An 11,830-nucleotide genomic window follows, 5' to 3' on the forward strand; every position below is an offset into this window, starting at 1 on the left:
ATCTGGAGAGGCGGCCGCTTCCAGCCGGGGTGAGCGCAATGAACTCGTGTTGGCCGCCGCCTATGTGGCGGGTGTCACGCGTGCCTTCACCGTGGGTGGCGCACAAGCGGTGGGGGCTTTGGCCTACGGCACTGCCACCATCCCCAAAGTGGACAAGATCACCGGCCCGGGCAATGCCTATGTGGCCAGCGCCAAAAAGCGCGTCTTCGGCACCGTGGGCATCGACATGATTGCGGGCCCTTCAGAAATTCTGGTCTTGGCCGATGGCAGCACGCCCGCCGAATGGGTGGCGATGGATTTGTTCAGCCAGGCCGAGCACGACGAGCTGGCGCAAAGCATTTTGCTCTGCCCCGATGCGGCCTACATTGCCGAGGTGCAGGCCGCCATTGACCGCCTGCTGCCCTCTATGCCGCGTCGCGAGATCATCGCCAAGTCTTTGAACGACCGGGGCGCTTTGATCCTGACGCGCAACATGGAAGAAGCCTGCGCCATCAGCAACCGCATCGCGCCCGAGCACCTGGAGGTGTCGAGCAGCGAGCCGCACCGCTGGGAGCCGCTGCTGCGCCACGCAGGGGCCATCTTTTTGGGCGCTTTCACCAGCGAATCGCTGGGCGACTACTGCGCAGGCCCCAATCATGTGCTGCCCACCAGCGGCACGGCGCGCTTTTCGTCGCCTTTGGGCGTGTACGACTTCCAAAAACGCAGCAGCCTGATCGAGGTGAGTGAAGCCGGTGCCCAGCCGCTGGGCCGCATCGCCGCCGAGCTGGCTTATGGCGAAGGCCTGCAAGCGCACGCCCGCGCCGCCGAATTGCGCTTGAACCCTGTTCCCCCCATGCGAGAGCCGACATGACCGTGAGCCCCCAACTGATGCAACGCATCCGCCAAGACGTGCAGTCCATGCACGCCTACGCCATCCAGGACTCGGTGGGCATGGTCAAGCTGGACGCGATGGAAAACCCGCACAGACTGCCGGCTGAGCTGCAAAAAGCGCTGGGCGAGCGACTGGGTGCCTTGGCGCTCAACCGCTACCCCGACGGCCGCGTGAACGAGCTGCGCCATGCTTTGGCCCAGCACGCCGGCATGCCCGAAGGCTTTGACATCATGCTGGGCAACGGCTCGGACGAGTTGATCTCTTTGCTGGCCATGGCCTGTGATGTGCCCGGCGCCTCCATCCTCTCGCCCTTGCCGGGCTTTGTGATGTACGCCATGAGCGCCCAACTGCAAGGCCTGGCTTTCCACGGCGTGCCGCTCACCGCCGACTTTGAACTCGACGAAGCCGCCATGCTGGCCGCGATTGCCGAGCACAAGCCGTCCATCGTGTATCTGGCCTACCCCAACAACCCCACGGGCAACCTTTGGAACGACGACACGATCGAAAAGATCGTCCTCGCCCAAGGCGCACAAGGCGGCTTGGTCGTCATGGACGAGGCCTACCAGCCTTTTGCCAGCCGCAGCTACGCCGACCGCATCACGCGCCACACCCATGTGCTCTTGATGCGCACGCTGTCCAAGTTTGGCTTGGCCGGGGTTCGCCTGGGCTACATGATCGGCCCCAAAGCGCTGATCGCTGAAATCGACAAAGTTCGCCCGCCTTACAACATCAGCGTGCTCAACACCGAATGCGCACTGTTTGCGTTGGAGCATGCCCAGGTGTTTGCAGAACAAGCCAGAGACTTGCGCGAGCAGCGTGCCCGCTTGCTGCAAGCGCTGACGGCCTTGCCCGGCGTTCAGCCTTTCGCGAGCGAGGCCAACATGATCCTGGCCCGCGTGCCCGATGCCGCCAAAGCCTTTGACGGCCTGAAGGCCCAAGGCGTGCTGATCAAGAACGTTTCTAAAATGCACCCACTGCTGGCCAATTGCCTGCGCCTGACGGTGGGTACCGCCGCAGAAAACGACCAACTCCTTGCCGCTTTGAAAGCTTCCTTATGAACCGCACTGCTGCCGTCACTCGCAAGACCGCCGAGACGAACATCCGTGTCGCCATTAACCTGGACGGCACGGGCCAGGCCAAGCTGGCTTCGGGCATCGGTTTTCTGGACCACATGCTCGACCAGATCGCCCGCCACGGTTTGGTTGACCTCGATATCGCGTGCGAAGGTGACCTGCACATCGACGGCCACCACACGGTGGAAGACATCGGCATCACCTTGGGCCAAGCCTTTGCGCAAGCGATTGGCGACAAAAAAGGCATCCGCCGTTATGGCCACGCTTACGTGCCGCTCGACGAGGCTTTGAGCCGCGTGGTGGTGGATTTTTCGGGTCGCCCCGGTTTGCACATGGACGTGAATTTCACCTCCGGCTCTCTGGGCACACTCGACACCCAACTGGTCTACGAGTTCTTCCAAGGCTTTGTGAACCACGCGCTGTGCACGTTGCACATCGACAACCTCAAGGGCGTGAACGCGCACCACCAGTGTGAAACCATCTTCAAGGCCTTCGCCCGCGCCATTCGCGCGGCACTCGAACTCGATCCTCGCTCAGCGGGCGTGATCCCTTCCACCAAAGGCAGTCTCTGAACATGAGCGTCAACCGCGTCGCCGTTGTGGACTACGGCATGGGCAATCTGCGCAGCGTGGCGCAGGCGGTGATGCACGCCGCCTCCAGCGTGGACCATGCCGAAGTGACCGTCACCTCTGACCCGCAAGTGGTGCGCGACGCGCACCGCGTGGTCTTGCCGGGGCAGGGCGCCATGCCCGATTGCATGCGCGAGCTGCGCGAGTCGGGCCTGATGGACGCCGTGCTCGAAGCTGCTGCCAGCAAGCCTTTGTTTGGTGTGTGTGTGGGCATGCAAATGCTGCTGGACCACAGCGACGAGGGCGACACGCCGGGCTTGGGTCTGATCCCCGGGCGCGTGGTCAAGTTCGATTTGGCCGGACAAATGCAGCCCGACGGCACCCGCTACAAAGTACCGCAAATGGGCTGGAACCAAGTCTGGCAAGACGCCCCAGCGCACCCGCTGTGGAACGGCATTGCCGACGGCAGCTGGTATTACTTCGTGCACAGCTTTTATGCCCGGGTGGCGAACCCGGCGCACAGCGCGGCCCAGACCGACTATGGCGGCCGCTTTGCTTGCGCCATTGCCCGTGACAACATATTTGCCACCCAGTTTCACCCCGAAAAAAGCGCGGCCCAAGGTTTGGCCTTGTTCCGCAATTTCCTCCACTGGCAGCCTTGAGAAGTTTTCACTGCCGTTTTTCAGCCCCTCAGCTTCTTATTAATTCGCCATGATTCTGATCCCCGCCATTGACCTCAAAGACGGCCACTGCGTTCGCCTCAAGCAAGGCGATATGGACCAAGCCACGACCTTTGGAGAAGACCCCGCCGCCATGGCCCGCACCTGGCTCGAAAAAGGCGCACGCCGCCTGCACCTGGTGGACCTGAACGGCGCCTTTGCTGGCAAGCCGCAAAACTTCAGCGCCATCAAGTCCATCCTCAAGGCCGTGGGCGACGATATTCCGGTGCAGCTGGGCGGCGGCATCCGCGATCTGGACACGATTGAAAAATACATCGACAGCGGCCTGCGCTACGTCATCATCGGCACCGCAGCCGTCAAGAACCCCGGCTTCTTGAAAGACGCCTGCACCGCCTTTGGCGGCCACATCATCGTCGGCTTGGACGCCAAAGACGGCAAAGTCGCCACCGACGGCTGGAGCAAGCTCACGGGCCATGAAGTGGTGGATCTGGCCAAGAAGTTCGAAGACTGGGGCGTCGAGTCCATCATCTACACCGACATCGGCCGCGACGGCATGTTGAGCGGCATCAACATCGACGCCACCGTCAAGCTGGCGCAAGCCCTCACCATCCCCGTCATCGCCTCGGGCGGCCTGTCCAACATGGCCGACATCGAGCAGCTGTGCGCGGTGGAGGGCGAAGGCGTCGAAGGTGTGATCTGCGGTCGCGCCGTGTACTCGGGCGACCTGGACTTCGCTCTGGCGCAGCAACGCGCCGACGAACTCAACGGCTGATCCTTTCCCTCTCTGTTGCACATGAGCGCTCAGGCCACTTGTCGCGACACCGCGTTCGCGGGCCTGCCCGCTTGCGAATTGACGCTGCCGCAAGGCGACCGCCTACTGGTGGCGCTGCACGGTGCGCATGTGCTGTCTTGGGTGTCGGGCGGGCAAGAGCGCCTGTACCTCAGTCCCCAAAGCATTTTGGACGGCCAAGCCGCCATTCGCGGCGGTGTGCCCGTTTGCTTTCCGCAGTTCAACCAACGCGGCCCCATGGCCGACCGTTTGCCCAAACACGGCTTTGCCCGCAATGTGGCTTGGCAGGCCGATGCGACCGAATTGGGTGCCGAGCACATCCGCTTCACGTTGCGCCTGAAGGACAACTTTCAGACCCGCGCCTGGTGGCCCCAAGCCTTTGCCTTGGCACTGCACATCGACCTGAGCCCGGGTGCCGTGCAACTGACGCTGGACGTGCACAACACAGACACCCAAGCGCTGGCGTTCTCTGGCGCACTGCACAGCTATTTGGCCGTGCCCGATGTGACGCAGGCCACGCTGGAGGGCCTGGGCGGTCAGCCCGAGTGGGATTCACTCACCGACACCCATGCACAAGCGGCCGACGCGATCCGCTTTACAGCCGAGTTTGACCGCGTTTACGAAGCTTCAGCTAATCCGATTACGCTGAACCAGACGCTGCATATCAGCCAAAGCCCCAGCTGGGCCAACACCGTGGTCTGGAACCCCGCGCAAGACCTTTGCAAGCGCCTGGCCGACATGCCCGGAGATGGCTGGCGGCACATGCTGTGCGTCGAAGCCGCCCAAGTCTACGAGCCCATCACCTTGCCTGCGGGTGGGCGCTGGGCGGGCTGGCAGCGCTTGCAAGTGCTGAAACCCTAAAACCCTGAACCTATTCAACCAGAGAAGTCTCCATGCTCGCCAAACGCATCATCCCTTGCCTTGACGTGACCGGCGGTCGCGTGGTCAAGGGCGTCAACTTCGTTGAACTGCGCGACGCCGGAGACCCGGTCGAAATCGCGGCCCGCTACAACGAGCAGGGCGCTGACGAACTCACGTTTTTGGACATCACCGCCACCAGCGACGGGCGCGACGTGATCCTGCACATCATCGAAGCCGTGGCCAGCCAGGTCTTCATCCCGCTCACGGTGGGCGGCGGTGTGCGCACCGTGGAAGATGTGCGCCGCTTGCTCAACGCGGGCGCCGACAAAACCAGCTTCAACTCGGCGGCCATTGCCAACCCGCAAGTCATCCGCGACGCGTCTGCCAAATACGGTGCGCAATGCATCGTGGTCGCCATCGACGCCAAGCGCCGCAGCGCCGAAGACGAGCAACGCATCGGCACCCACGGTCTGCCCATGGGCCCCGGCTGGGACGTGTACAGCCACGGCGGCCGTAAAAACGTGGGCCTGGACGCCGTGGCTTGGGCCACCCAAATGGCCGAATACGGCGCAGGCGAAATCCTGCTCACCAGCATGGACCGCGACGGCACCAAAAGCGGCTTTGACCTGCAATTGACCCGCGCCGTGAGCGACGCGGTCAGCGTGCCCGTGATCGCTTCGGGCGGTGTGGGTAACCTCGACCACCTGGCCGACGGCGTGAGCATCGGCGGCGCAGATGCGGTGCTGGCTGCCAGCATCTTCCACTACGGTGAATACACCGTTCAGCAGGCCAAAGCGCGGATGCGCGAGCGTGGGATTGCAGTGCGTTTGTGATGCGCTGAGCAACCGATCAGGCCAAAGCCAGGCATCTAGCGGGCAGCGCGTACTGCCCTCAGCTGCACTTGAGCTCATGTTGGCCAGCGAATGAAAAAAGACTTCAATAGAATTCTTTTTTTGTTTTTTTGAGTCTATAGTGGATATTTACTATCCGCTTGCGTACTTGGTCAAACAAGCGAGGGACTGCAAGGAAGGAGCATCGCGTCTCATGGCAAATTTATACCTGCACAGAATCACAGAACATGAATCTGTAAGCCAAGGCGCAAGCGGCTTGCAGCCAATTTATCTGAAAGATGTATCGACACGGCCCGGATGTATCCATCGGGTTTTGCGGTCTACATTACGTTAGGCTCTTTTCGAACACCCCGATGAGCGACAAACAAGCAGAAATAAAAGCGATCATCCAGCGAGTTGAAGAAACACTGGAAACCGCGAAGCATGGTCTATCCGATCTACTTGATCCGTCAAGGACTCGCTGGAGAACCGGTCTGCGAAACTTGATCACCTTCGGTCGATCAGTCACTTTTGTCATTCAAAACCTTCGAGGCGTGCGCGACGTTGACTTTGATAGTTGGTACGAGCCACATCAAACTGCAATGAAGGCTGACCCGCTCATGCGGTACTTCGTTGATGCTCGTAACGAGCTTGAAAAACAAGGGAAGCTCAGCGTAGCAACAAGCACGCACATCAAGTCTTTTTCGTCTAGCGACATTAGAAAATTTGGGCGTCCACCTGTTGGAGCACAAAGGTTCTTCATCGGAGACACCCTAGGCGGAACCGGCTGGGAGGTTGAGTTAGCTGATGGCACGACAGAAAAGTACTATGTCGACCTTCCAGCTTCAATAGGCGAAGTCAAACAGCAGTTCACCAATTTTCCTGCTGCTAAGGCGCCCGAGTTGGCCGGGAAGAGCGTGGAAGAACTATGCACGATGTACATCGACAAACTCCAGGAGTTGGTCACCCGGGCCAAGAGTCATTTCCTCGAAGAGCCGGAACAGCCGAAACCTGCGCGTAGCCGATCGCATTTGCGAGTCGTCAAATGACGCTCAAAATATTCCGGTTCGGTGGCATCAACGTCATTGCCTTCGCTCCCCAGCCTAACTGGGGGTTCAACGCGGACGCCAACATAGGCCATGCCTTCGGCATTTTCATGGCGTATGTCGGTACCCTCCGTACTTCGTGCTCCGGCGCCGGTTAACCAAGGCGTTAGCTTCCAAAAGCAATCACACCATTCATCGAAGAGGATCTTTCTATGTCGCATCGTCCACCGCTTGCGGTTGTACAGGCTCAATTGGACGCGTACAACGCGAAAGACATTGAGGCACTGCTGGCCACCTATTCGCCAAAAGCAGAGCAGTACGCTACAGGTGGAGAGTTGCTGGCGCAGGGGTATGAGCAGATGCGTCCGCGATTTCTTGCGCGGTTCGCTGAGCCCAACCTTCACGCCAGGCTGCTGTCTCGACAAGTGGTGGGAAACATGGTCGCTGACCTTGAGCTGATTGAACGCACATTTCCAGAGGGCGTCGGCTCCATCGAAATGTTGTGCGTCTACGAAGTGGTCGATGGCCGCATCCTGCGAGCTACTTTTGCTACGGGTGAGAAAAAGCTGTTTGCTGAATGCAGTACAGGTCGTCCTGATTCTGTTGCATCCCGGATGAAAGCCAAAAAATGATTCTCGAAATTGCTCAATTGCAAGTGCGCCAAGGACAAACCAAAGAGTTCGAGTCATCATTCGCGATTGCTCAAAAAATCATTGCCTCAATGCCGGGTTACTTGGGGCACGAGCTTCATAAATGTATTGAGCAAGATCACCATTACATGTTGCTTGTGCGCTGGGAGTCGGTTGAACACCATGAAATTGGCTTTCGCAAATCATCCGAATACCAAGAGTGGCGCAAGCTACTTCACCATTTCTACGACCCATTTCCCACTGTGCTGCACTACGCAGCAATTCATTGAGTTGCACACTCGATTTTTTTTGCAGCGCTACTTTCCGCGGGCGTTGGCCAATAAGGTAGAGACCACATGACCATCCGAGGCGTGAGCCATCTCACTTTCATCGTGCGTGACCTTGAGCGCACCGCGGCGCTGTTTTGTCAGGCCTTGGGTGCTGTGGAGGTCTATGACAGCAAAGATCGTCAGTTTTCCTTGGCTCGTGAAAAGTTTTTCCTGCTCGGTGGTGTTTGGTTGGCGTTTATGCAGGGTGAGCCGCTTGGGCGTTCGTACCGCCATGTTGCGTTTGCCGTCGATGAGGATGAACTCGAGATTTATGAAAGCCGATTGATCGCCGCAGGTATGGAGGTGAAGCCCCCACGTCCGCGTGTGCAGGGAGAAGGGCGCTCTTTGTATTTCTACGATTTCGATAACAATCTGTTCGAGTTGCACACGGGTACCCTTCAAGAGCGACTTGAAAGGTATGCGCGGTGATGGCCAACAAACTGAACAGAGGATGACAACATGCTTCAACTGCGCCCAAGCTGCGAATGCTGCGATAAAGACCTTCCCCCCGATTCCACACAAGCACGCATTTGCTCTTTTGAATGCACCTTCTGCGCGGCATGCGCAGAGAATGTGCTGGCGGGCAAGTGCCCCAACTGCGGGGGTGAACTGCTAATCCGTCCTCGTCGCCCTGCAGCCAAGTTGAGCAAGTTCCCTGCCTCCACCGAACGGGTCGTCAAGCAGCACGGCTGCCAAGAGACCGCATGAACAAGATTTGATGCAGATCGCCACAGAACCCGCCAACCAGCCCGAGGTCTTGGCGCTCATCGAGCAGCTGGACGCTTATCAGAAGCCGCTCTATCCAGCAGAGAGTCACCACGGGATCGACATGGCTGCCCTGTCGCAGCCGAACGTCATTTTTGCGGTCGCTCGCGATCCGTCTGGCCAAGCGGTGGCTTGTGGGGCCATCGTCGTCGAGCCCGCTTATGGGGAGCTCAAAAGGATGTTCACGCTGCCCAGCCACCGGGGCAAAGGCATCGCCCGCTCGCTGATGCTATGGCTGGAAGCGCAGGCGCAGGCCCGTGGCTGCCATCTTTTCATGCTCGAAACGGGTTACCTTCAACCCGAAGCCATCGCGTTGTATGAGCGGCTTGGCTACAGCCGTCGAGGCCCGTTCGGCCCCTACACGGAAGACCCCAACAGCGTGTTCATGCACAAGTCAGCCGCTGGCCCGCTTCACTGACGACTCGATCAATGGTTGGGCCATTGGGTGTGAACACAGGTTTCATGTCCCAATGTCTTAAGATCACTCCCCTATGAACTGGCTCGATCAAATCAAATGGGACGACAAAGGCTTGGTGCCGGTCATCGCCCAAGAAAAAGACACTGGCGACGTGATGATGTTCGCCTGGATGAACCGCGAGGCTTTGCAAAAGACGGCGGAGCTCAAACGCGCGGTGTATTTCAGCCGTTCGCGCAACAAGCTGTGGTTCAAGGGCGAGGAGTCGGGCCATGTGCAAACAGTGCACGACATTCGCATCGATTGCGACAACGATGTGGTGTTGCTCAAAATTACCCAGCTGGGGCATGAGCCGGGCATCGCTTGCCACACGGGCCGCCACAGTTGCTTTTTCCAGAGTTTGCAGCCGGACGGCTGGCTGGCTGTGGACCCGGTCCTGAAGGACCCTGAAACCATTTACAAGTGAATACGATGAGTTCTACCGACACCATGGCCCCGTCCACTGAAGACACGCTCGCGCGTCTGGCCGCCATCATCGAAAGCCGCAAGGCGGTCAACGGTGGTGACCCCGAAAAAAGCTATGTCGCCCGCTTGTTGCACAAAGGGCCGGACGCCTTTTTGAAGAAAATCGGCGAAGAAGCGACCGAAACCGTGATGGCCGCCAAAGACGTGGACCACGGCGGCGATGCGTCCAAGTTGGTTTATGAAGTGGCCGATTTGTGGTTCCACAGCATGATCGCGCTGGCCCACTACGGCTTGACCCCCGCCGATGTGGTCAACGAGCTGGCCCGCCGCGAAGGCTTGAGCGGTCTCGAGGAAAAAGCCCTGCGCAAGGTGCAAGAGCGCGAACGTCTTGGAGAATAGGCCATGAACCATCAGAACCCCAACGAGCAGCCGCTGGACGACAGCACCCACACCATCAGTTGGGTCAGTTACATCCTGCACCTGATCGTGGCGGTCAGCGCGGTGATCCCGGGCGCGCAGATGGGACCCGCCTTGCTGGTGGTGGCCTTGATCATGGATCTGGTCAAAAAAGGCGATGCCGTCGATTGGGAGGCCACGCATTTCAGCTACCGCATCCGCACCGTGATCTGGGCGGCTTTGCTCTACTTGCTCACGGCACCATTGTTTTTGTTGATGTTTTTCCCTGGCTGGCTGGCTTGGGTGGCCATTTCCATTTGGTTTTTGTACCGCATCGTGCTGGGCATGGTGCGCCTGAACGGGCAGCGCCCCGTGATGGATTGATCAATCTTTTTAAGCTGAGCGCAACATGACCGACGACCACTGTATTTTTTGCAAAATCATCGCGGGCAAAATCCCCTCGCGCAAGGTGTACGAGGACGAGCATGTCTATGCTTTCCACGACATCAACCCTTGGGCCCCCATCCATTTCTTGATCATCCCCAAGCTGCACATCCCGTCGATGGTGCAGCTGGCCCCTGAGCACGCCGCGCTGATGGGCCACATGATGACTTTGGCTCCCAAACTGGCCGCGCAGGAGGGGTGCAATCCATATCCGGAGGGGGGGTTCCGCACGGTGATCAACAGCGGGACCGAGGGTGGTCAGGAGGTGCACCACCTGCACATGCACATCATGGGCGGCCCGCGCCCGTGGCTGCGGGGTTGAAACGGCGCTATTGGCCCCCAAATCCTTCCTTCCTCAGGGCCGATCCGATACCGGGTGTCGATCCCCTTAGAATCCAAGCATTAACAGGAGATTTTCATGGGTACTTTTTCAATTTGGCACTGGCTGATCGTGCTTTTGATTGTGGTCATGGTGTTTGGCACCAAAAAGCTCAAAAACATGGGCTCTGATTTGGGCGGCGCTGTCAAAGGCTTCAAAGATGGCATGAAAGAGGGCGGCAACAAACCCGAAGAAGACGCGCCTGTTGCAGGCCATGTTGCCTCTTCGACCCAGGCAGAAAAGACCACCATCGACGTCGAAGCCAAGACCAAGTCTTGAGCTTTGAACGACAGAACGTTGCACTGTGCTTGATCTAAGCTTTTCCAAAATGGCGCTCATCGGGGTGGTGGCGCTGATCGTCATTGGCCCAGAAAAATTGCCCACCGTGGCGCGTACGCTGGGCACTTTGCTGGGCAAGGCGCAACGCTATGTGGCCGATGTCAAGGCCGAGGTCAACCGGTCCATGGACTTGGAAGAGCTCAAAAAAATGAAAGAGACGATGGAAACGGCGGCTCGAGATGTCGAGCAGACGGTTCAAACCTCGGCCTCTGATTTTGAAAAGGACTGGGCTGAAACCACAGCCGGTTTGACCGGTGATTTGCCGAGCATTGAACCGCCTGCGCCGGTCTACAAGCATCCCGAAAAGAATTGGCGTCTTAAGCGGGGTGCTGTCCCGCAGTGGTACAAATCGCGATCAGGGGTTCGCACCAAAGCCTTGTCCGGTGCAGCCCGTGTGGCCCGCTACCGACCCAAGCCCCTCAATTCTGTGTGACGGCTGCGCACTTTGGGTGCGCACCGTCCAACTGACTTCCCATGTCTGATACCCCATCCCCGTCCAATGAAGAGCTCAAAGGTTCTGAGCAACCTTTTGTGGCCCATCTGATCGAGCTGCGCGACCGCCTGATGTGGGCTGTGGCGGCAGTGGCCGTGGCGGCCGCGGCGCTGGCTATTTACCCAGGACCGGGCAATTTGTATGATATTTTGGCCGCGCCCTTGGTGGTGCATTTGCCCAAAGGTGCCACGCTGATTGCCACCTCGGTCATTTCGCCTTTCATGGTGCCGCTCAAGATTTTGCTGATGAGCGCTTTCCTCATCGCTTTGCCGGTGGTCTTGTACCAAGTGTGGGCCTTTATCGCTCCCGGCCTCTACAGCCATGAGAAAAAACTGGTCATGCCTTTGGTGGTGTCCAGTACTTTGCTGTTTTTTGTAGGGGTGGCGTTTTGTTATTTCTTCGTGTTTGGCCAGGTGTTCAGCTTTATCCAGAGCTTTGCCCCCAAAAGCATCACCG

Annotated in this window: 20 protein-coding genes; all 20 read left to right on the top strand. The window is 58.8% G+C overall.

Annotated elements, in window-relative coordinates:
- Nucleotides 1–850, top strand: an 850-nt coding sequence (hisD, locus tag Q0341_RS03940) for a histidinol dehydrogenase (protein ID WP_299510735.1), incomplete at its 5' end; no start/stop codon positions are given.
- Entirely contained in the window at nucleotides 847–1,929 is a 1,083-nt protein-coding gene (gene hisC / locus Q0341_RS03945; protein ID WP_299510736.1) for a histidinol-phosphate transaminase, read from the top strand. The genes hisD and hisC, both read left to right, overlap by 4 nt.
- Entirely contained in the window at nucleotides 1,926–2,516 is a 591-nt protein-coding gene (gene hisB / locus Q0341_RS03950) for an imidazoleglycerol-phosphate dehydratase HisB (protein WP_299510738.1), read from the top strand. The genes hisC and hisB overlap by 4 nt, the downstream gene beginning before the upstream one ends.
- Before the next feature lie 2 nt (nucleotides 2,517–2,518).
- Entirely contained in the window at nucleotides 2,519–3,175 is a 657-nt protein-coding gene (gene hisH, locus Q0341_RS03955; protein WP_299510739.1) for an imidazole glycerol phosphate synthase subunit HisH, read from the top strand.
- Between the two features lie 49 nt (nucleotides 3,176–3,224).
- A complete protein-coding gene (hisA, locus tag Q0341_RS03960) occupies nucleotides 3,225–3,965 on the top strand; it encodes a 1-(5-phosphoribosyl)-5-[(5-phosphoribosylamino)methylideneamino]imidazole-4-carboxamide isomerase (RefSeq protein WP_299510740.1) in 741 nt (246 codons plus the stop codon).
- Nucleotides 3,966–3,986: 21 nt separating this feature from the next.
- Nucleotides 3,987–4,844, top strand: a complete 858-nt coding sequence (locus Q0341_RS03965; RefSeq protein WP_299510742.1) for a D-hexose-6-phosphate mutarotase — start codon at nucleotides 3,987–3,989, stop codon at nucleotides 4,842–4,844.
- 32 nt (nucleotides 4,845–4,876) lie between these two features.
- Nucleotides 4,877–5,677, top strand: a complete 801-nt coding sequence (hisF, locus tag Q0341_RS03970) for an imidazole glycerol phosphate synthase subunit HisF (RefSeq protein WP_299510744.1) — start codon at nucleotides 4,877–4,879, stop codon at nucleotides 5,675–5,677.
- Between the two features lie 371 nt (nucleotides 5,678–6,048).
- Entirely contained in the window at nucleotides 6,049–6,723 is a 675-nt protein-coding gene (locus Q0341_RS03975) for a hypothetical protein (RefSeq protein WP_299510746.1), read from the top strand.
- 209 nt (nucleotides 6,724–6,932) lie between these two features.
- Nucleotides 6,933–7,352, top strand: a complete 420-nt coding sequence (locus Q0341_RS03980) for a nuclear transport factor 2 family protein (RefSeq protein WP_299510747.1) — start codon at nucleotides 6,933–6,935, stop codon at nucleotides 7,350–7,352.
- Complete coding sequence (locus Q0341_RS03985) at nucleotides 7,349–7,639, top strand: antibiotic biosynthesis monooxygenase (RefSeq protein WP_299510748.1); 291 nt, start codon at nucleotides 7,349–7,351, stop codon at nucleotides 7,637–7,639. The genes Q0341_RS03980 and Q0341_RS03985 overlap by 4 nt, the downstream gene beginning before the upstream one ends.
- A 66-nt stretch (nucleotides 7,640–7,705) precedes the next feature.
- Nucleotides 7,706–8,107, top strand: a complete 402-nt coding sequence (fosX, locus tag Q0341_RS03990; protein WP_299510750.1) for a FosX/FosE/FosI family fosfomycin resistance hydrolase — start codon at nucleotides 7,706–7,708, stop codon at nucleotides 8,105–8,107.
- 30 nt (nucleotides 8,108–8,137) lie between these two features.
- Complete coding sequence (locus tag Q0341_RS03995; protein WP_299510751.1) at nucleotides 8,138–8,386, top strand: DUF1272 domain-containing protein; 249 nt, start codon at nucleotides 8,138–8,140, stop codon at nucleotides 8,384–8,386.
- 10 nt (nucleotides 8,387–8,396) lie between these two features.
- Nucleotides 8,397–8,861, top strand: a complete 465-nt coding sequence (locus Q0341_RS04000) for a GNAT family N-acetyltransferase (RefSeq protein WP_299510752.1) — start codon at nucleotides 8,397–8,399, stop codon at nucleotides 8,859–8,861.
- Nucleotides 8,862–8,934: 73 nt separating this feature from the next.
- Nucleotides 8,935–9,324 carry a phosphoribosyl-AMP cyclohydrolase gene (hisI, locus tag Q0341_RS04005; protein WP_299510753.1) on the top strand — a complete coding sequence of 130 codons (390 nt, stop codon included), beginning with the start codon at nucleotides 8,935–8,937 and terminating at the stop codon, nucleotides 9,322–9,324.
- Between the two features lie 5 nt (nucleotides 9,325–9,329).
- Nucleotides 9,330–9,722 (top strand): phosphoribosyl-ATP diphosphatase, encoded by a 393-nt coding sequence (locus Q0341_RS04010; protein WP_299510755.1) that lies wholly within the window; start codon nucleotides 9,330–9,332, stop codon nucleotides 9,720–9,722.
- Nucleotides 9,723–9,725: 3 nt separating this feature from the next.
- Nucleotides 9,726–10,103, top strand: a complete 378-nt coding sequence (locus Q0341_RS04015; RefSeq protein WP_299510756.1) for a hypothetical protein — start codon at nucleotides 9,726–9,728, stop codon at nucleotides 10,101–10,103.
- Nucleotides 10,104–10,128: 25 nt separating this feature from the next.
- Entirely contained in the window at nucleotides 10,129–10,485 is a 357-nt protein-coding gene (locus Q0341_RS04020; RefSeq protein ID WP_299510758.1) for a histidine triad nucleotide-binding protein, read from the top strand.
- Nucleotides 10,486–10,581: 96 nt separating this feature from the next.
- Nucleotides 10,582–10,821 (top strand): Sec-independent protein translocase subunit TatA, encoded by a 240-nt coding sequence (gene tatA / locus Q0341_RS04025; RefSeq protein ID WP_299510760.1) that lies wholly within the window; start codon nucleotides 10,582–10,584, stop codon nucleotides 10,819–10,821.
- Between the two features lie 25 nt (nucleotides 10,822–10,846).
- The gene (gene tatB / locus Q0341_RS04030; protein ID WP_299510762.1) at nucleotides 10,847–11,314 is read left to right on the top strand and encodes a Sec-independent protein translocase protein TatB; all 468 of its coding nucleotides are present in this window, start codon (nucleotides 10,847–10,849) and stop codon (nucleotides 11,312–11,314) included.
- Between the two features lie 41 nt (nucleotides 11,315–11,355).
- Nucleotides 11,356–11,830, top strand: a 475-nt coding sequence (locus Q0341_RS04035) for a twin-arginine translocase subunit TatC (protein WP_299510764.1), incomplete at its 3' end; no start/stop codon positions are given.

Source organism: uncultured Limnohabitans sp., assembly GCF_937889215.1.
Lineage (GTDB): Bacteria > Pseudomonadota > Gammaproteobacteria > Burkholderiales > Burkholderiaceae_C > Limnohabitans_A.